The sequence below is a fragment of the Marinobacter sp. LV10R520-4 genome (assembly GCF_002563815.1).
GTDB lineage: Bacteria > Pseudomonadota > Gammaproteobacteria > Pseudomonadales > Oleiphilaceae > Marinobacter.
This window is the reverse complement of sequence record NZ_PDJM01000001.1, coordinates 1,694,049-1,712,292: the sequence shown is the minus strand read 5'-3', so window position 1 is coordinate 1,712,292 and position 18,244 is coordinate 1,694,049. Positions and strand designations below refer to the sequence as shown.

16 protein-coding genes and 2 pseudogenes are annotated in these 18,244 nt (G+C 54.5%); 11 read left to right on the top strand and 7 right to left on the bottom strand.

Translation table 11 applies throughout. The features are described from left to right. Positions 1–2: 2 nt before the first annotated feature. Both lldD and ATG98_RS08100 read right to left on the bottom strand, forming a co-directional pair. Positions 3–1,157 (bottom strand): FMN-dependent L-lactate dehydrogenase LldD, encoded by a 1,155-nt coding sequence (gene lldD, locus ATG98_RS08105; protein WP_098422583.1) that lies wholly within the window; start codon positions 1,155–1,157, stop codon positions 3–5. 121 nt (positions 1,158–1,278) lie between these two features. Further along, a complete protein-coding gene (locus ATG98_RS08100; protein ID WP_098420533.1) occupies positions 1,279–2,973 on the bottom strand; it encodes an L-lactate permease in 1,695 nt (564 codons plus the stop codon). Positions 2,974–3,180: 207 nt separating this feature from the next. On the opposite strand from ATG98_RS08100, the gene ATG98_RS08095 reads away from it, so the two are divergent. Further along, on the top strand, positions 3,181–3,972 hold the full coding sequence (locus ATG98_RS08095; RefSeq protein ID WP_098422582.1) for a GntR family transcriptional regulator: 792 nt from the start codon (positions 3,181–3,183) through the stop codon (positions 3,970–3,972). Between the two features lie 148 nt (positions 3,973–4,120). After that, positions 4,121–4,363 carry an RNA recognition motif domain-containing protein gene (locus ATG98_RS08090; protein ID WP_098420529.1) on the top strand — a complete coding sequence of 81 codons (243 nt, stop codon included), beginning with the start codon at positions 4,121–4,123 and terminating at the stop codon, positions 4,361–4,363. 9 nt (positions 4,364–4,372) lie between these two features. On the opposite strand, the gene ATG98_RS08085 is transcribed toward ATG98_RS08090, so the two are convergent. The 3 genes from ATG98_RS08085 to ATG98_RS08075 all read right to left on the bottom strand — a co-directional run bounded on the left by ATG98_RS08085 (position 4,373) and on the right by ATG98_RS08075 (position 6,457). Continuing rightward, complete coding sequence (locus ATG98_RS08085) at positions 4,373–5,371, bottom strand: LLM class flavin-dependent oxidoreductase (RefSeq protein ID WP_098420527.1); 999 nt, start codon at positions 5,369–5,371, stop codon at positions 4,373–4,375. A 114-nt stretch (positions 5,372–5,485) separates the two neighbouring features. After that, positions 5,486–5,773: a YkgJ family cysteine cluster protein gene (locus ATG98_RS08080; protein ID WP_098420525.1), complete on the bottom strand. Its 288-nt coding sequence runs from the start codon at positions 5,771–5,773 to the stop codon at positions 5,486–5,488. 36 nt (positions 5,774–5,809) lie between these two features. Next, positions 5,810–6,457, bottom strand: a complete 648-nt coding sequence (locus ATG98_RS08075) for a diaminopimelate dehydrogenase (RefSeq protein ID WP_098420523.1) — start codon at positions 6,455–6,457, stop codon at positions 5,810–5,812. 270 nt (positions 6,458–6,727) lie between these two features. Here ATG98_RS08075 and ATG98_RS08070 point away from each other — a divergent pair, with 270 nt between their 5' ends. The 6 genes and pseudogenes from ATG98_RS08070 to ATG98_RS08045 all read left to right on the top strand — a co-directional run bounded on the left by ATG98_RS08070 (position 6,728) and on the right by ATG98_RS08045 (position 10,991). After that, positions 6,728–7,078: a RidA family protein gene (locus ATG98_RS08070; protein ID WP_098420521.1), complete on the top strand. Its 351-nt coding sequence runs from the start codon at positions 6,728–6,730 to the stop codon at positions 7,076–7,078. 131 nt (positions 7,079–7,209) lie between these two features. Next, the gene (locus ATG98_RS08065) at positions 7,210–8,133 is read left to right on the top strand and encodes a LysR family transcriptional regulator (protein ID WP_098420519.1); all 924 of its coding nucleotides are present in this window, start codon (positions 7,210–7,212) and stop codon (positions 8,131–8,133) included. A gap of 96 nt (positions 8,134–8,229) precedes the next feature. Continuing rightward, positions 8,230–8,694 (top strand): annotated as a pseudogene (locus tag ATG98_RS22840) (D-glutamate cyclase family protein); the annotation flags it as partial. A gap of 56 nt (positions 8,695–8,750) precedes the next feature. Further along, positions 8,751–9,761: pseudogene (locus ATG98_RS08055) on the top strand (TRAP transporter large permease); the annotation flags it as partial. 40 nt (positions 9,762–9,801) lie between these two features. Beyond that, entirely contained in the window at positions 9,802–10,365 is a 564-nt protein-coding gene (locus tag ATG98_RS08050) for a carboxyltransferase domain-containing protein (RefSeq protein WP_228706064.1), read from the top strand. Next, positions 10,326–10,991 (top strand): allophanate hydrolase, encoded by a 666-nt coding sequence (locus ATG98_RS08045; RefSeq protein WP_267283832.1) that lies wholly within the window; start codon positions 10,326–10,328, stop codon positions 10,989–10,991. Before ATG98_RS08050 ends, ATG98_RS08045 begins: the two co-directional genes overlap by 40 nt. Positions 10,992–11,059: 68 nt before the next feature. On the opposite strand, the gene ATG98_RS08040 is transcribed toward ATG98_RS08045, so the two are convergent. Continuing rightward, positions 11,060–12,886, bottom strand: coding sequence for a methyl-accepting chemotaxis protein (locus tag ATG98_RS08040; RefSeq protein ID WP_228706063.1), 1,827 nt, complete (start codon positions 12,884–12,886; stop codon positions 11,060–11,062). 814 nt (positions 12,887–13,700) lie between these two features. Here ATG98_RS08040 and ATG98_RS22330 point away from each other — a divergent pair. From ATG98_RS22330 to ATG98_RS08025, 3 genes are read left to right on the top strand one after another with little or no spacing between them, the layout of a single operon-like run. Then, positions 13,701–13,946, top strand: coding sequence for a hypothetical protein (locus ATG98_RS22330; protein ID WP_228706062.1), 246 nt, complete (start codon positions 13,701–13,703; stop codon positions 13,944–13,946). Then, positions 13,946–16,924, top strand: coding sequence for an HsdM family class I SAM-dependent methyltransferase (locus ATG98_RS08030; RefSeq protein WP_098422579.1), 2,979 nt, complete (start codon positions 13,946–13,948; stop codon positions 16,922–16,924). Before ATG98_RS22330 ends, ATG98_RS08030 begins: the two co-directional genes overlap by 1 nt. After that, complete coding sequence (locus ATG98_RS08025) at positions 16,924–17,697, top strand: hypothetical protein (RefSeq protein ID WP_098422578.1); 774 nt, start codon at positions 16,924–16,926, stop codon at positions 17,695–17,697. Before ATG98_RS08030 ends, ATG98_RS08025 begins: the two co-directional genes overlap by 1 nt. A gap of 204 nt (positions 17,698–17,901) precedes the next feature. Here the strand turns inward: ATG98_RS08025 and ATG98_RS08020 are convergent, their stop codons facing one another. Beyond that, positions 17,902–18,240: a tRNA-binding protein gene (locus ATG98_RS08020; protein WP_098420509.1), complete on the bottom strand. Its 339-nt coding sequence runs from the start codon at positions 18,238–18,240 to the stop codon at positions 17,902–17,904. Positions 18,241–18,244 lie beyond the last annotated feature (4 nt).

Genomic DNA, 18,244 nt, shown 5'->3' with positions numbered 1-18,244 from the left:
CGTTATTGGGCAGCCCGCTTTAATTCACGAACCAACAAATCAGGGCTGATGTCGGCAATGGTTCGCGCGCCCGTTAACACCATGGCTACGCGCATTTCGCTTTCAATCAGTTTCAGCAGATTCGTAACACCCGCTTCGCCATCCGCCGCCAGTGCATAAATGTAGGCGCGCCCGATCATTGTGCAGTCGGCGCCAAGAGCCAACATGCGCAACACATCCAGACCGGTGCGGATGCCTGAATCCACCAGAATTTTCATATCACCTTTCACTGCGTCCGCAATGGCTGGTAAGGCACGACAGGTAGAAGGCACACCATCGAGCTGGCGGCCACCGTGGTTCGATACAATGATGCCATCGGCACCAAAGCTGCGGGCATCACGGGCGTCGTCCGGGTCCAGTATGCCTTTGATGACCATCGGGCCATCCCAGAACTCGCGTATCCACTCCAGGTCTTTCCAGCAGATGGACGGATCAAAATTGTCGCCCAGCCAGCCAATGTAGTCGCCCAGGCCAGTAGCGCTGCCGCGGTAAGCGGAGATGTTGCCCAGGTCATGGGGCTTGCCCAGCAAGCCCACATTCAACGCCCAGTGCGGGTGCGTCATCGCTTGTAATATGCGACGTTGCGCCGCGTAGGGCCCACTCATACCGGAGTGGGCATCGCGGTAGCGGGCGCCGGGTACTGGCATGTCTACAGTGAACACCAGGGTGGTTACACCGGCGGCTTTGGCCCGCTCCAGCGCGTTGCGCATAAAGCCGCGGTCTTTCAACACATACAGCTGAAACCACATAGGCCGGCTGATGGCGGTGGCCACTTCTTCAATCGGGCACACCGACACAGTCGACATGGTAAACGGCACGCCCAGATTGGCAGCGGCACGTGCAGCCTGCACTTCACCGCGGCGGGCGTACATGCCGGTCAAACCTACCGGCGCCAGGGCTACCGGCATTGACAGGGTTTCGTCAAACAGCTCGGTGCTCAGGTCTAGCTGGGTCATGTCATTCAATACCCGCTGGCGCAGGGCAATGTCTGACAGGTCTTCAACGTTGCGCTTAAGCGTGTGCTCGTTGTATGAGCCGCCGTCGATATAATGAAACAAGAAAGGTGGAAGTCGGCGTTTGGCCGCGGCGCGGTAATCGGTAGACGCAGAAATAATCATCAGGCATGTCCTGTTCAGTTTGCAGGATGTGCGCCCCGCAAGCACGGGACGCCTTCAATGCAATGTCATTGAGCCTTCAGCTAACTAAAGAGCCCTCAGCTGACGAATAGCCATCAGCCAGTTAAAGAGCCATTAACGGGTCTGTAAAGTCCAGCACATAGGCCGCAATCAAAGCAATTATGCCCGTCATCAGCACGTAATACAGCGTTGGCCATACAGTGCGGCGCAACGTTGCACCCTCGCGGCCAAGCAGCCCAACAGTAGCCGATGCCGCCACTACGTTGTGAATGGCCACCATATTACCGGCAGCAGCACCGATCGCCTGAACCGACACCATTAACGCGGTCGACAAACCAAGGTTGGTGGCAACACCAAACTGGAACTGGCTAAACATCATATTGGAAACGGTATTGGAACCCGCCAGGAAGGCGCCCAGAGCACCAACGCTCGGTGCCACCAGCGGGTAAATGCCGCCTACGGTGTCGGCCACATAGCTGGCCATCAGAATTGGCATGCTGGGCAGATCCGCGGCGTTAACGCCGGAGTTGATCAGAATGCGCACCATGGGCACCGTGAACAGCAGCACAAAGCCCGCACTGAGCAGCACGCCGCTGGATTCTTTCACTGCATCGCCCAGCTCTTTCACCTTCATGCGGTGTATAAAGAACGTCGCCAGCACCACCATTACCAGAATACCACCGGGCAAATACAGCGGCTGAATACCCGCGCCAATGCCGGCTTCACCCAACAGATTGCTGAAGCTCAGTGATACGGACTTGAACAGCGCGGTCACTTCCGGGAACACCCGGCTAACCACCAGCAACACCGCCACCAAAAGATACGGGCACCAGGCGCGGAAGCTGCTCATGGGCCTGGCCGTCAGCTCGTCCAATTTCATTTCGATGGTGCCCAGCCATTCTTGCGGCCAGTCTTTACGATCGGCGAAGTCCCAGGTGGTTTTTGGAACCAAAAAGCCTTTGCGCGCCGCCGTAGTAACGATTGCCAAGCCCACCAGGCCACCCATCAGCGCCGGAAATTCAGGCCCCAGAAAAATACCGGTCAGCACGTAAGGTATGGTGACCGACAATCCAGCAAACAGGGCAAAAGGCAGCACTTCAAACACCGCGCGCCAGCTTCTGTCCTTACCAAAAAAGCGCACCAGCATAATCACCATGATAAGAGGCATAAACGTGCCAACAATCGCGTGGATAGAGGCGACCTGAGTGGTGATCAGCTGCAGGTACGCGTCCCAGCTGGAGCCATTAGCTGCCAGTTGCGCACCAATGGTGGCGGTATCAAGCCCGGTATTCACCCCGACAATAATCGGTGTACCCACAGCACCGAATGACACCGGCGTACTCTGTACCAACATACCCATCAATACAGCTGCCATGGCCGGGAAACCGACGGCCACCAGCAAAGGCGCAGCGATGGCTGCCGGTGTTCCGAAGCCCGACGCACCTTCAATGAAACAGCCGAACAACCAGGCAATGATAATAGCCTGAATTCGTCTATCTGGGCTGATGGTGGTAAAGCCGGCGCGAATAACCATGATGGCGCCAGAATGTTTGAGGGTATTAAGCAGCAAAATAGCGCCAAAAATAATCCACAGCAGACCCAGTGTGATAACCAGCCCCTGCAGGGAAGAGGCCAGCACCCGGTTAAAAGACATGTCCCAGGCAAACAGGGCGATGCCGACACTGGCCAGATACACCAGCGGCATGGCCTGCCGAGCTGGCCAGCGCAGGCCGATCAGCAAAATGCCGGCCAGCAGAATGGGGACAAAGGCAAAAAAGGCAAATAAACCCGTCGACATAAAAGAGCTCCTGTACTTGTTATTGGCTGGGCTTTTTTGTAATTGGTAATACCAATTTACAATCCAGCGCTAACAGGTTAAAAAAACATCAGGTGCGGTGTCAAACGAAATTTAATAGACATTAGTATACGTAGTCGTACAGGGGTATTGATGAAGACGGCAAAACCTTGTTAAATTTAGAAATTGGTCTTACCAAAGGTGTCAAAGATGGAAATGCCACAAATTCGCCCACGCCGGCTGTCTGACACAATTATGGACCGGCTGGAAAGCATGATTCTGGAAGGCGCCCTGAAGCCCGGCGAACGGCTGCCCGCAGAGCGGGCTCTGGCTGAACAATTTGGGGTGTCGCGGCCGTCACTGCGGGAAGCAGTGCAGAAGCTGGTGGCCAAAGGGCTGCTGATCAGCCGTCAGGGCGGCGGCAATTACGTTAGCGATAAGCTGGGATCCAGCTTTAGCGACCCGTTACTGTCGCTGTTGGAAAACCACCCCGAAGCCCATCAGGATTTGCTGGAGTTTCGCCACACTCTGGAAGCAGATTGTGCCTACTACGCCGCCTTGCGCGCCACCAAAGTAGACCGCCAACATTTGCAGGCAGCCTTTGATGAACTTCAGGCCTGTTACAGCGATAGTCCCCACAGCCAGGAGGCTCGCTCCAAAGAAGGCGTTACCGACGCGCGCTTTCACATGGCCATTGCCGAGGCCAGCCACAACATGGTGTTACTGCACACCATGCGTGGCCTGTTTGACCTGCTCAAACGCAACGTGGTGACGAACATCGGCGGCATGTACGAGCTGCGTGGTGAAACTCGCGAGCGCCTGGTGAACCAGCACAGCGCGCTGTTTCAGGCCATTATGGAAGCACGGCCAGACGACGCCCGGCGTAGCGCAGGCGAGCACATCAGCTATGTGCAGGAAGTGTTAGCGAACAATCGCGAAGCGGAAATGCGCACGGCGCGCGCGGAGCGTTATCGGTTTCTGGAAAATTTCGACAAGCACTAGTCGCCAGCTGGAACACGGCAATCCACCTTTATGATCACCAGAAAAAGCCGCTGCAAAACGCAAAGTTGCCTGTGGCGCTTGTTCTTATCCAGCCATGCTGAAACAATCGCTGACATCACTTTCTTTCACCCTATTACTATGGCCTAACATGCAACTACTAGTTCGTAATCTCGCCCGCACCACCACCGAACAGGAAATCCGCGAGCTGTTTGAGGCACATGGCACCGTGACCGAATGCACTCTGGTTCTGGATAAAGAAACCGGCAAATCAAAGGGCTTTGGTTTCGTTGAGATGCCTGACGCAAAACAGGCCAAACTGGCCAAGGCAAAGTTGCACGAGACCCGTCTGGGCACCAACAAAATTCGGGTAAAAGCCGCTCAGGAAAAATAACCGGCCCGGCTAATTCTTGAGCGCAGCCAGAATCTCAAACGAACGCAAGCGGTCCTTCTGGTTATAGAGATCGCAGGTGAAAAGAAGTTCGTCCGCCTGGGTGTGCTGTAAAAGGGTTTGCAGCTTCTGTTTGACGGTGTCGCCACTGCCAATCATCGCCAGACCCAGAAAATCTCGCACGGTTTGCTCTTCCTGGGGGTGCCACAGGCCATCCATACTCGCCACGGGCGGGCGCATCTTCAGGCTCTGGCCACGGATCAGCGACAGTATACGCTGATGGGTCGTGGTGGCTAAAAACTCGGCCTGCTCATCGGTGTCTGCGGCAACCAAAGGCACACCCAGCATCACATAGGGCTTGTCCAGCCATACCGAGGGCTGAAACTGGCTGCGGTATATTTCTATCGCCTGCATCATCATGCGCGGCGCAAAGTGCGACGCAAAGGCGTAAGGCAAACCCTTTTTTGCCGCCAGTTGTGCGCTGAACAAGCTGGAACCCAATAACCAGATCGGCACGTTGCTGTCCACGCCCGGCATAGCCACGACTTTTTGGCCTGGCTGGCGCGGCCCCAGAAATGCCTGTAGCTCTTCCACGTCCGCAGGAAAATCATCCACACTTCCGCTCAGGTGTTTGCGCAAAGCGCGGGATGTGAGTGGGTCAGTGCCAGGCGCACGGCCCAAGCCCAGGTCAATACGGCCCGGGTAAAGCGCTTCCAGAGTGCCAAACTGTTCGGCGATCACGATGGGCGCGTGGTTTGGCAGCATCACGCCCCCTGCCCCCACGCGAATTTTCTGCGTGCCCGCCGCCAGATAACCAACCACAACCGCGGTGGCGGAGCTGACAATGGCGTCCATATTGTGGTGTTCGGCCACCCAGTAACGGTTGAAGCCTAACTCTTCCACGTGTCTGGCCACCTCCAGTGAGCGATGTAAAGCCGGCGTTGCGCCTTCATCGCTGTCTTTTGTAGAGGCTAAATCCAAAACTGAAAACGCTACATCATTTATGTTCATTGCCAATCACCCTTCCAATTCGTGCTGTCGCGATTTGAGTAGCTCGCGTAATAGTAGCTAATTGACACAATAACACACCGACACGGGCAACAAGGCTTACAGTCTTGAAAGACGCTAAGGCACGGCACGCTCAACGATGCACTCGTAGCCGCCCATTTCAAACTCGCGGCAGATGAACGGGCGCTTCTGATAGATTGAACAAGACATGGTATGGCGGTCCAACGCGGCGCACCAGCCATCGTCCAGTCGGGCCATGGTGCGGCTACCCCACTGGTCAGTTGCAATGAAGCGCTCTGGCACACCAGTCTCGGTAATCAGCATGACTTCCAGGCGGCAACAGCAGGCTTGGCAGCTTGAACAGCTGATGGAGCTGTCTGGCAAATTCTCGGCTTCAATCCTCATTGGAATGGGCCATTGTATTCTCCGCGAGCGTTGTAATCAGAGCAGCTCTTTACGCAGCTGCGACGGACTTTTGGGTGACAGCAAACCCGGTGCAACATCAAACACGGTTTTGGCTCCAATCTCACCTGAGCGGGCCAGCCTAAAAACAGCCCGAGCGTATGCCACCAGAACACGGGCGGTGAACTCAAAGTTACTGCCCAGAGCCAACGAGCACTCGATGATCTGTTTGTTTTGGGTATCGGTATCGGTGTTACTTTCCGGCAAAATGGTTTCACCAAACAAACGGTTCAGTGACGCCAGACCGGGGTCCCAGCCCGCAGCCAAAAGCGCAATGTTGCCGGACTTTTGCGCTGCATCATTCAGTGCTGCGAAGTGTTCATTCACTTTTGCATGGGTGTCAAAACTGTCCACGGTGTTGAAAAACTGCGTCAGGTATGGCCCCTGTTCTGGCAGATCGGCTTTAGAGCCGCCACACAGAATCATCACATCCACTTCATCCTGATACTGCTCAACATCCGCCATGGCGTATACCGGTACCTTACGATCCAAAAGCGTCACGCTGGCAGAATCACGGCGGCTAAACACGCAAATCAGCTCCATGTCCGGATTTTGTGCCAAAGACGCTTCCACGCCCCGGCCCAAATTGCCATAACCGGCAATGGCTACTCTTATCTGATCTGTCATGGTTATTGAATCCATTTTATTAAAAAAATTTTGTATGCGAGGACGCAGCTTCGAGGGCTTCGCAGACGCCTAATTCGTAGGTAATCGCATAAAATAGATCCATAAAATTAGCACGATGATACGCGAACTTTCAGCCTGCATCAGAAAGTACCGTTTGGCACTTCCAGAAACCGATGACCGCGCCACCAAAAAAGCCTTAAAAGTGCGCTTAAGCGCCATAACAGCATTGCTGTTATCATCTTAAGCCAGATTTCTTACCAAGAGGGATTTATGGAAATTCAACGATTTGAAACAGGCACTCGAATGAGCCGCGCTGTTGTTCACAATCAGACCGTGTATCTGGCTGGCCAAGTCGGCAACGCCTCTGATGACGTGGCTGACCAAACCCGTGAAGCGCTTGCGCGCGTTGATGCACTATTAAAGAGCGTTGGCTCCAGCCGTGAAGATTTATTGCAGGTGGTCATCTGGCTGTCTGATATGGCCGACTTCGAGGCTATGAACGCGGTGTGGGACGCGTGGGTACCGGCTGGCCATGCCCCTGCCCGGGCTTGTGGTGAGGCACGCTTGGCAAGGCCTGAATTAAAGGTTGAATTGATCGTTACGGCCGCAGCAAGAGGCTGATTTTACAGAAGCCAAACAACGCAAAGATGCAGAAACAAAGACCAAAACGTCGCTGCTGGATGCGTTGTTTTGTCAGTGCCCGCCAGCTTGGCTTATGGTCTGACTATATTGTCTGCAGTTGAGCGGTAATCATGAAAATTCGAACACTGGAAACTTTCGTCTGGATTGCAAGACTTGGCAGTTTCCGGGCGGCGGCAAGCCGGGTCTACGCTTCTCAGCCTACTGTTTCTGCTCGGATTGCTGGCCTCGAAGACCAACTGGGCGTGGAGCTGTTCAATCGTTCAGCCAAAAAGGTCGCGCTCACTGCCAAAGGCCGGGAGTTCCTGGTCTTCGCAGAAAAAATGCTGAGCCTACATGGGGAGATGATGCAGGCGGTGGCGAAACCTTCATCGATTCAGGGCACTGTGCGCCTGGCGGTTTCAGAAACGATCGCACATACATGGCTACCGCAACTTATTGAGCGGGTCAGTGAGGCCTATCCTGCTGTCAACCTGGAGCTTGATGTCGATATCTCCGTCAATCTGGCCGAGAAACTGGTCAACCACGACATTGATATCGCATTCCTGATGGGAGGCGTGAACCAGCCCGGCATCATCAACCAGAATCTCTGCCATTATTCCCTGATCTGGGTGGCCAGCCCCAAGCTCAACATTCCCGACAAGCCGATGTCACTGGCGGAATTGTCCACCTGGCCCATCGTAACTTACCCAAGAAATAGCGCACCCTACATAGCCATTCGCTCCCTGGTGGACCCGATGAACCACTCCACGCGGATTCACGCAAGTTCGTCGCTGTCCACGATCATTCGGATGACGGTGGGCGGCCTGGGTGTCAGCGCACTGCCCTGGGAAATTCTCCAGCACGAGCTCAGTACGGGTACCTTGCGCCGGTTTGTGGTCAATGCGGAGCTTCCTGACCTGGTTTTCAGCGCCGCTTATCGCGCCACCGCCGGCGGAAACGTGGTGCAGGCTATCGCAGAACTGGCATTGTCCATCGCAGAAGCGAGAGTGCCAGCTCCAAAAATCCCCTCTGCACACCCCGACAACACTCACTGATCAGTTTTTTCGATCACGGCTGATCCCAAGTTTCGAATTGTATTAATCGTCAGCTGCATCTTAAATGTTTAAGTCATCCATTTTTGAGGCAGAACCATGGCAGCGTCCCACACCCTGAATGCGCACTCCACACCCAAAGCGGTGCGCGAGGCCGCCCGGAAAGGCTTGCTTACCGGCCCGACCTCCGGCCTTGCCAGCGGTTATGTTCGAGTCAATCTGGTTATTCTGCCCGAAGCCGAAGCCGCCGGTTTTCTCCGGTTCTGCCAGGCAAACCCGAAACCCTGCCCGTTACTGGCGATTAGCGAACCCGGCGACCGCACCTGCGCAGCCATGGCTTCCGACCTCGACATCGCCCGTGATGTGCCCGCCTACCGCGTTTATCGAAATGGCGTCGCCAGCGAAACGGTTACTGATGTGGCGGGTGAATGGCGGGACGAACTGGTGACTTTCGCTCTTGGTTGTTCATTCACTTTCGAGCACGCCTTGATTCAGTCCGGCCTGCGCATCCGGCATATTGACCAAGGCCGCAACGTGCCGATGTACCAAACCTCGATCCCGCTAACACCGGCCGGAGGCTTTACCGGCAATATGGTGGTCTCTATGCGGCCTTTCCCGGCGGCCTGCTCCACGCCAACATTGGCACCGCTACCCTGTTTTCGGCCACCTCCGGTTCCAGCGTTGCGACCGCAGCCACCATCGGCACAGTGGCGCTGCCACAAGGGAAGGAAATGGGGTACGACCCCAAGCTGTTCACCGGTTCGATTGCTGCCGGCGGCACACTTGGTATCATGATTCCGCCGTCGATCAACCTGATTGTTTATGGTTTTCTGACCGAAACCTCGATTCCACAACTGTTTGCCGCCGGCCTCATACCCGGCCTGTTGCTTGCGCTCATGTTCATTGTGGGTACCGCTCTGATTTGCATCTGGAAACCGAGCCTGGGCGGGCCCAGCGTGTCACACAGCTGGGGGGAGAGATTTTCCGGCCTTAAACATTTGGTGCCGGTTTTAACGCTGTTCGGTATTGTGGTTGGGTCCATTTACGCTGGCGTGGCAACACCTACCGAAGCGGCCTCGCTGGGTGTACTGGGCGCGCTAATGATTGCCGCATTTATGGGCAAGTTGTCCGTGAGTGTTATTACCCAGGCGTTGGACGGCACCATGAAAACCACCGGCATGATCATGCTGATCATCATTGCCTCCTACTTTTTGAACTTTGTGCTGGCCTCCGCCGGGGTAACTCGAGAGCTGACCGCTTTCCTGGAGAACGCTGGTATTGGCCCCTATTCCACGCTGATGCTGGTCATCCTGCTTTACATCGTTCTCGGTTTTTTCATTGAAACCCTGTCTTTGATGGTCATCACTATTCCCATTGTCGCCCCGATCATTATCGCCCTCGGCTTCGATCCTGTGTGGCTTGGCATTCTAATCATTCTTCTCATTGAAATGGCGCTGATTACGCCCCCGGTGGGACTTAACCTCTATGTGGTACAGGGTGTTCGCAAAGATGGGCCCTTCAGCGACGTTATGAAAGGTGCCATGCCCTATGTGGGCATCATGTTCCTGATGGCGATCGTATTGGTGCTGTTCCCGCAGGTAGCCACGTTCCTGCCAGAACTGCTTAGGTGACCCACATGAAACCCGTTTCTAAAGAAATAGCGAGGTTACTATGGCAAATTTGAAGCTGAACGCCGACATGGGCGAGAGCTTTGGCCCAATGAGCCATGCTGGCCTGCCGAGGCTCGAGCCCCCGGGCATTGACGGCTGGATGATCCGCCTGTTCGGCACCATCGAGGAGAATAATCTGCTGTGGCTGACCGCCCTGACTCGCGATTGCGAGGCGGCATTCGGCGCAACGCTAGTCGATCTGGTGCCGTCCTACACCACCCTGCTGGTCATCTTTGACCCGCTGCAAACCAGCGCCTGGCAAGCCCGCGAGCAACTGGTCAATATTCTAGCCCGGCTGGTCCCGGACGATGCCGGTGGCGAAGGGGACCTGCACGAGCTTGCCACCTGGTACGACCCCAGCGTCGGCCCTGATCTGGCAAGGGATCGCGACGGCTTCAGTTTGCTGAAGGTTGGAGGCCGTGTCCGATTTGTCACCGTTGACCGGCACACCTTCGAAAACGAAGGCGGCGATCCGACACCAATGGCGCAGACCTGTCTGCTCGACACAACGATCGGCCGCTGCCATTGTGGCGCAGTGTCAGAGTCGGTAAGGGCGAGAAGATAAAGTTCGGCACGCCGGTCAAGGGCCTTCGCGCCTATCTTGCCGTCGCCGGTGGATTCTCGGCCGACCCCGTTTTGGGCAGTGTTGCCTGTGTGGTTCGGGAACAACTGGGCGGATTCAACGGCCAGGGCCAACGCTTGGCAGAGGGCGATGAGCTGACCATCACAACACCTTCCCATGGCACATCGGGCTCGATTCAAGCCGAAGCCCCGGAGCAGGAACGACCGGACTACGCCGCACCCGCAATCCTGAACCTGCTGCCTGGCGCCCAGGTAGCCGATTTCATCGGGCGCAGCCTGTTCGAAGCTTTCAACGCCGAGTGGTGGGTGGATGACCGGGCCGACCGTATGGGCGTCCGCCTGACGGGTCCGCCGTTACACTGCCGAACCGCCTCCATGGTTTCCGAGGGTATATCACTGGGTGCCATGCAGGTGCCGTCAGACGGACAGCCCATCGCATTGCTCAACGACCGACAAACCATTGGCGGCTATCCGCGCCTTGGAAACCTCACTCCGCTGGCGGCCTCAAGGTTGGCCCAATGTCAGCCCGGGCAAAGTGTTCGGCTGCGGGCCGTTGGTGCTGAAATAGCGCTTTGGGAGCACCGTCAATTCATCAGCCGGGTGAAGTAAGAAACCCGCTGCGTTACCCTCTACCGCATTAGCCGTGAAGATTTTATGAAACGTCTACGGCTTAACTCTTAAACCCTGAAGCGGGAAACGTTCTTGCTTAGGGTTTTGCCAATGGTTTCGATATGACCACTGTAAACATCGTTCTCACTTGCGGCAGCGGCAGCCTCTTGGCCTTGGTCTGCGATGCGCGTAATAGATGCGTTGAGCTCTTCGGTCACTGAGGTTTGCTCTTCAGAAGCCGTCGCAATTTGCATTGTCATCTGGCTGATAGACGTGATTGCATCCGCCACCCGGTTCAATGCTTCCATAGCGTCCTGAGCTTTCTCCAAGCTGACATTGGAGACAGCCTTGGACGCGTTCATCCCAGCAACAGCATCATCAGCCCCCTTTTGCAGGCGCTCAATCATGCTGTTTATCTCTTTGGTGCTGGTCTGGGTTCTTTGGGCCAGGTTTCGCACCTCGTCCGCTACCACGGCAAATCCGCGGCCGGCGTCGCCTGCACGGGCCGCCTCTATAGCAGCGTTCAGTGCCAGCAAATTGGTTTGTTCTGCAATTCCCTGAATCACTTCAAGCACCGAGGTAATCGAGGTTACATCTTTACCCAAATTGTTAATGACTTCGGCTGCAGCATTCACTTCTTGCGACAGTTTTCGCACCGCATCCCTGGATTGGTCGACGGTTTCCAATGAAGCCCGGCTTTCTTTATCGGCCGTATTAGCCGCATCGGCTGTTTGCTGAGCATTCTGGGCGATCTCACCTGCGGCCGCGGACATTTCGTTGATGGCAGCTGCCACCATATCCACTTCGGCTTGCTGGCCTTCAACGCTCAACCGGCTTGCGCTGGCGGTCTTTTTCAATGCGACCACATTCGTTGCGAGGTCATCACTGCCACTTAGAACATCGTGCACGACCACTTGAATATTTTCGATAAAGCTATTGAAGCTGCCCGCGAGTTCTCCGAATTCATCCTTGGCACTGGCATCCAGGCGCTGGGTTAAATCGGCCTCACCAGAACTGATGTCTGCCATTGCAGAGTTCAAACGCCGCACTGGGGCCATCAGTATTTTGATACCCGCGTGTAAAATGAACAGCGATACCAGCAAACCCACGAGCGCAATGATCATCCCGGTCGTGCGGGCGCTTTGCATGGGGGCGTTGATTTTGTCAACGTTCACAAAAGTGCCCAGATACCAGTCGACGCCTCGCGCATTCTTAATCGGGTGAAAAGCGACTCGCCACGCCACATCGCCTGACTCATAGAATTGACGAAGCCCGTCAAACTTGGGCGGCACGCCAATCAAATCTTTAATGTTTTCTCCGATCAACTTGCTGTCGGGATGGAACAGGACAACACCTTCATCATTAACCAGGCCCGCGTAGCCAGTGTCTGCAAGCGTTATGGTACCAAGCATTTTTTTGATAGCGCTCAAGCTTATATCCGCACCTGCCACACCACCGTTACTTCCACCGCTAACAGGCGCCAGAGCGGTAATGATCATTTCGCCGCTCGACGCGTCGCGATATGGCTCGGTAAACGAAGCCTTACCTTCCGCCATGCCTTTTTTGTACCACGGGCGACCGCGGGGGTCGAAGCCAGCTGGGAGTGTTGCTTCCGCAGCCGTTGACTCCATCAGCATGCGACCCTCTTTATTACCGAGATACACATTAATAAAGCCACCGCCGGTAGAAACGGTTTGTAAAATATTACGCCTCTGCTCATCACTCTGTGCGTTTCCCAGACTTTCCGCCACAGCCTCTGTCATCACCAACCGGGTATTAAGCCATTCAGCGATACTGGACGTGTTCTTCGCCACAGCGTCTTTGGTCAGTGCGTCGACGTAGGTGCTCGTTGTGCTTTTCAGCCGCATGTCGCCAACAATGGTAATAGTGCCCATCAAAAGCACTAATATTATGCCAAATGTGACCAAGAGCTTTTGCCCGCAAGTTAATTGCACAGTATGTCCTCGTCTTTTTGCAGGCGGGTTATGAAGAGTGCCCATATAGGTATGGCTATCGGCAGGTACTGCAATGTCTTTAATGAATTTTACGACTGAGTAAAGGCAAACGACAGCAACACAGAAGCTCCTTGGTCTGTCGAAGATTGCAGGAAGCTGTTTGGCAAGACGATTGAATGCTCAAGCAGCTGCGGACTCATAATAAAGTTGGTAACTTTGTGGCAAGGTTAACCGTTATAGCCGTACACGAAAAACCATCAACGGACTATAAAAACCAAAGATTTGTTGTGATCCTTCAAAACAAACCGTCGATTTCCCAACCCTTAATCACCAGCGCTTCAAATTGGTGCCGGTTACAGTCACCTTCGCAGCCAAGTGGCGAATTTCCAATGCCAGTGGCGGGGATTCCTCCAGCCCCGTGTGTGCAGCCTTCGGTCCCGTTTTCAGAGTACGATTCGCTTTAGCAAAGAGATATGTTATCTCACGCAGAACTGTTTTATAATTTAAGCAGTTCTGCTTCAATTTTGGAACAAAAGGTGGAAATATGTCTGTTATCAGGTCTTTCACCACTAAGGATGTTTGTGCCGCCCTAGGGGGCATTAACCGCTCAAGGCTTCACACATGGGCGCAGTTGCCACCCTTTTGCGAAAGGCCGACGCGTGAGAGAAGCGCGCGACGCTATGCCAAAGCCGATCTGCTTACGTTTGCCGTGTTGCAGTCGCTTGAGGACCTTCTCGGTATCAGGCGCGGGGACATGGGTAGCGTACCAGCCGCTGTCCATCACTATGTTCGTGCACCGCGTCAGGCCTCGATGGAAGAGTGGGTTTTCATTCCGCGGGATGAGGGAGTCGTGCGCTTGGTGAAGGAGCAAGGCATTGCCAGTCCTGGCTGGGTAGTTGATATGGCCAAAGAGCGCGAGCGTATCGATCTTTACCTAGGGCTTGCCCCGCCCCAGAGAGAGTTTCCCTTGATCACAGACGTCAAGTCGGGCCGGCAATAATGGATTTGTTACAGGATTTCGGTGCACCCAGCGATAGCTGTGTGGATCTGCACGACAACCAAGATGCTCGTTGCCTGAGATATACGGATCTTTTCCGGAATCGACAGACACCTCTGGTCGACTATATCGTTGAACAGCAGGCCCAGGCGCTGCTCTACGTCGTCGATCAAACCCATTTACGCGATGATACCCTACCCATTCGTGATCTCCAGAAAATTCTGGCCATGCGTGGTGAGCCGGCATGGCTCGGTGTCTTGAAACCAGGGCAGCTGGATATTTACGCCACCGATCTGCTTCCTTCGGAAGACTCTGCCCCTGTCTGGTTTTCACGCGACTCCAGCGAAGCACCGAGCATTCTTCCCAGGCTTGCCCAAGGGGAAGATCTCGTACCAGCCGCCACTCTGCGCCTGCGTGATGTGCTCCTCGATTTGATGACCGATGCGGGGGAAGCGCTACGCAACCTTGGCGTATCAACGCACGAGGCAATCGCCCTGACCGGACGGGCTCTCTTCCTGCGCTACTTGATAGGTCGAAAGATCGTGCTCCCTGACCACCTGCCCAATATCGCCCCCAGCGCTAAATCGCTGAAAGAGTGCATGGATACAGACGTCGCACTGGCAGAGACGAACCATTGGCTGGACAGCACCTTTAACGGCGATCTTCTAGCTCTGCCCGCAACGGATTACGTCGCTTATTTCCGCCTGTTGGTTCAACGACATGGGCAAAGTGTCATTCAACCTCTGAGTGCGATAATGACGCTGGATACTGCCATTGAGCCCGGGGTGTCGCAACAGAGACTGGATTGGGGCGATCTGGATTTCGATCACTTGCCCATTGGTTTACTGAGCGAGACGTATGAAGAGCTGATTCATCATTTCGATAAATCAGCACGTCACGCAACCGGCGTCTACTACACGCCTTATCACATTGCCGAATACATGGTGGAAGAGGCGTTTCACGCGAATCCTGTTGGCTCGGCGGCCAGGCTGCTGGACCCTGCCTGCGGGGCCGGCGTATTTCTGGTGGCGGGACTGCGCAAACTGGTGGAGTTACGCTTTCGCGAGACCGGCAAGCGACCATCGCGCCAGCAAATTCGGGACATTCTACATCAACAACTGGTTGGCTTCGACACCAATGGTCATGCCCGTACCCTCGCGGCATTGGCCTTGTACCTGACCGCCCTCGAACTTGACCCGCACCCGGCGCCGTTAGAGGCGCTGCGTTTCAGGAAGCTGGAGAACAGCGTCCTAGTCGATGTTGCTGATCCGGACAGTCAAAGTAGCGAGCTGGTGCCTATGGCAGGGAGCTTGGGTGATCATGTCTCTGATCGCTACCGCAACGCCTTTGACGTCGTAATCGGCAACCCTCCCTGGACCAGCCTAACCAAGAAATACGATGCCATTGATCGAGTCTTTACCCGAAGGTGCAGGGAGGTGGCTGCACAGCGCGGCCTGGATGATATTGCTAATAATTATCATAATCCAGACGGCGTTCCCGACCTGCCTTTCGTCTGGGGAGCCATGGATTGGGCCAAGCCCGGTGGACGCATTGCTCTGGCACTGGCAGGACGCTGGCTGTTCAAGCAGTCCCAAAAGGGAATCGCAGCCCGCAATGCGTTATTCGAAGCCCTGAAAGTAACGGGCATACTGAACGGCGCTGCGCTAAGGCAAACTCGGGTCTGGCCCAGTGTGGATCAGCCCTTCTGCCTGCTGTTTGCCGACAATGAGTTGCCCAGGCCGGACGAGCAGTTTGTCTTCGTCAGCCCGCACTATGAGCCGGACCTGAATGGCAAGGGCCTACTACGGGTCGATGCCAGTGATGCCAGTCCGGTGGCTTTCGATCTGGTCTTGAACAATCCGGCTGCATTGAAGACGTTATATCGCGGTACCGTGCAGGATGTTTCAATTGTCAATCGCATTAACCGAAAAGCAAGAGAAACACTGGGGGCGTATTGGGGTAAACATCCTGAGCTTAATGGAGGAATGGGGTTTCAAAAAGCTAAGAAAACTCGTGACGATTCTTTTTTGATAGGAAAGCCTGAGCTCTTGGCAAACTACAGTGCTCATCCTTTTAAAGTGGTTTCAGAAAAACTAAATCTCTATTTTGGTCAAGGACTTGAATGGCCACGATCTCCTCGTATATATGAAGCACCCTTAGTTCTGGTGAGAAAAACTTTGCGGGAGGACCGCGCCAGGGGTCGCGCATTGTCAAGCTTTAGCGACTTGGCAGTCTCTGAATCTTACTATGGGTATTCAACTTCTGGTCATCCGTTCTCAGAATTTCTGACCCATTACTTATTGGTCTTGCTTCACAGTAAACTTTTTGAATATGTGACGTTAATGACGAGCGGGGAGTTCGGTGTTGAACGAGAAGTTCAACAGAAGATGGATGTTGATCGATTTCCATTCATTCCTCCTGAGGATTTAACACCTGAACAACGTCAGTCTATAGAGATCTGTGCTCAGCAGCTGATCGACAACCACCCCAGGTGGCCGATGCTGGATGATACCGTGGCCAAACTCTATGGTTTGACGTCGACCGATCAGCAGGTCTTGTCGGATACCCTGGCGATTAATGCTCCCTACGCATCAGCTCGAGACAGGGGGTTGGCGCGGATCACAGAGGAGCAGGCTCAGGCGTTTATTAATTGCTTGGAAAAGGAGCTGGCTGGGGCATTTGGTGCCGGCGGACATCAGGTGCAAGTGCAGTTTTTGAGTGCTACCAGTATTGCCCTGCCCTGGCGCTTTTTTTCCATTACATTGGAGGGCGCCTCCCCGCCAATTGAGCTTCCCACCCATTGGATCGAACAGGCGGGAGGTCTTGGCGTCAGCCGAATCACCTTGCTGAGCCCAACCCAGCCCAGCCTGACGCTCGGATTACTCAACCATTACCGATACTGGACACAGAGTCAGGCGCGTCTACTTGCATCGGAGTTGGCCTGGGAATTTGGGGCACGTCTAGAGGAGCTCAGCCGATAATGCGGGGATTGATGACAGGCCAAAGAGCAGCCACAGGAAAGCCCCAGCCTATTCCAGTGTCCTTGATGGTCATAGTTCAGAATGCGCTCGCTCATGCTTGGCGCCAATTGCTTGAGGAAGTCGCCGAAGAGCAATTTTCAATCTGTGGAGAAGATGAAGACATAATTACTGAACGGCTTTATATGATTCTGGATGATCTCTACAGCAATGAGCCGGAAACTATTCAGGGGTTTTCAGTATTTCAGACCCCGGTACGGGAAGGTAATCTACGCAACCGGGCAGGGAATAAGCTCGACTGTCAGCCCGATCTCACATTCCGCCCACTTAGAGATCAGCTGGAAGCGCGAAGCAGCGCGATGGCAGCGATATTTGTCGAGTGCAAGCCCATCGATTCGACACACCCTATTGGTAGTACCTATTGCAAAGCGGGTATCAGCCGGTTCGTCAGAGAAGATTATGCCTGGGCGGTAGATCGCGCCATTATGCTGGGATATGTGCGCAACATCTGCCCCTTACCCGGTGGCCTCGCTTATGTGCTGGACAGTGACGCGGGTCAAAAAAAGTACCGAGTCAAGAAAGGATTGACCTCGCTGGGCCAGACAAATCATGGTGACGAGGTATATTGCAGCGTTCACCATCGTGGCTGTAAATCGGCAAGCCCCCATACACCAAGCCTACCGATTGCCCTGCACCATCTTTGGCTGAAGCCCGAGAAACCCTGCGAAACCACTAAGTGCAAGGTCTCGGCGTGTGATCACGATAGCGCTGAATAACGCTTTTCATAAGGACTTGTGGTGAGTATCTTTTCTCAAGAGTAAAGACGCTATCTGGCGTTCCCGGCGCTTGAGAAGTCAGTGGACAATAAAGTTTGAGAATTTTGATAAGTTGGCCGAAAAGGATATACGATCAGCCTATTCGCCAACACTAGCCAACACTAGCCAACAATGGTTTTGCCCATTGCTTCAGGCTGAAAATGATTAGAACAACCTCGTGCCATTTGCGGCCGGAAAACCCGGAGTTACCAACGCTACCGCACCCGCCTCAGTTTGCACTCCGGTAATCAGACACTCGGATACGAACGGACCGATCTGTTTAGGAGGAAAGTTGGTAACGGCGAGCACCTGCTTGCCGTTAAGCGTTTCCTTGTCATATAGCTCAGTGAGCTGTGCGCTGGATTTACGAACGCCGACCTCGGGACCGAAATCCACCTTCAACTTGTAGGCAGGTTTTCGTGCTTCAGGAAAATCCTCGACCTCGATGACAGTACCAATCCTTAGCTCTACCTTTTCAAAGTCATCCCAACTAATCATGTTCAGGTCC

Coding starts and splice junctions, on each gene's coding strand:
- ATG98_RS08090 (WP_098420529.1), top strand. CDS start 4,121: ATGCAACTACTAGTTCGTAATCTCGCCCGCACCACCACCGAACAGGAA.
- ATG98_RS08095 (WP_098422582.1), top strand. CDS start 3,181: ATGGAAATGCCACAAATTCGCCCACGCCGGCTGTCTGACACAATTATG.
- ATG98_RS08075 (WP_098420523.1), bottom strand. CDS start 6,457: ATGACAGATCAGATAAGAGTAGCCATTGCCGGTTATGGCAATTTGGGC.
- ATG98_RS08050 (WP_228706064.1), top strand. CDS start 9,802: ATGGCAAATTTGAAGCTGAACGCCGACATGGGCGAGAGCTTTGGCCCA.
- ATG98_RS08080 (WP_098420525.1), bottom strand. CDS start 5,773: ATGAGGATTGAAGCCGAGAATTTGCCAGACAGCTCCATCAGCTGTTCA.
- ATG98_RS08085 (WP_098420527.1), bottom strand. CDS start 5,371: ATGAACATAAATGATGTAGCGTTTTCAGTTTTGGATTTAGCCTCTACA.
- lldD (WP_098422583.1), bottom strand. CDS start 1,157: ATGATTATTTCTGCGTCTACCGATTACCGCGCCGCGGCCAAACGCCGA.
- ATG98_RS08065 (WP_098420519.1), top strand. CDS start 7,210: ATGAAAATTCGAACACTGGAAACTTTCGTCTGGATTGCAAGACTTGGC.
- ATG98_RS08030 (WP_098422579.1), top strand. CDS start 13,946: ATGGATTTGTTACAGGATTTCGGTGCACCCAGCGATAGCTGTGTGGAT.
- ATG98_RS22330 (WP_228706062.1), top strand. CDS start 13,701: ATGGGTAGCGTACCAGCCGCTGTCCATCACTATGTTCGTGCACCGCGT.
- ATG98_RS08025 (WP_098422578.1), top strand. CDS start 16,924: ATGCGGGGATTGATGACAGGCCAAAGAGCAGCCACAGGAAAGCCCCAG.
- ATG98_RS08070 (WP_098420521.1), top strand. CDS start 6,728: ATGGAAATTCAACGATTTGAAACAGGCACTCGAATGAGCCGCGCTGTT.
- ATG98_RS08100 (WP_098420533.1), bottom strand. CDS start 2,973: ATGTCGACGGGTTTATTTGCCTTTTTTGCCTTTGTCCCCATTCTGCTG.
- ATG98_RS08040 (WP_228706063.1), bottom strand. CDS start 12,886: ATGGGCACTATTACCATTGTTGGCGACATGCGGCTGAAAAGCACAACG.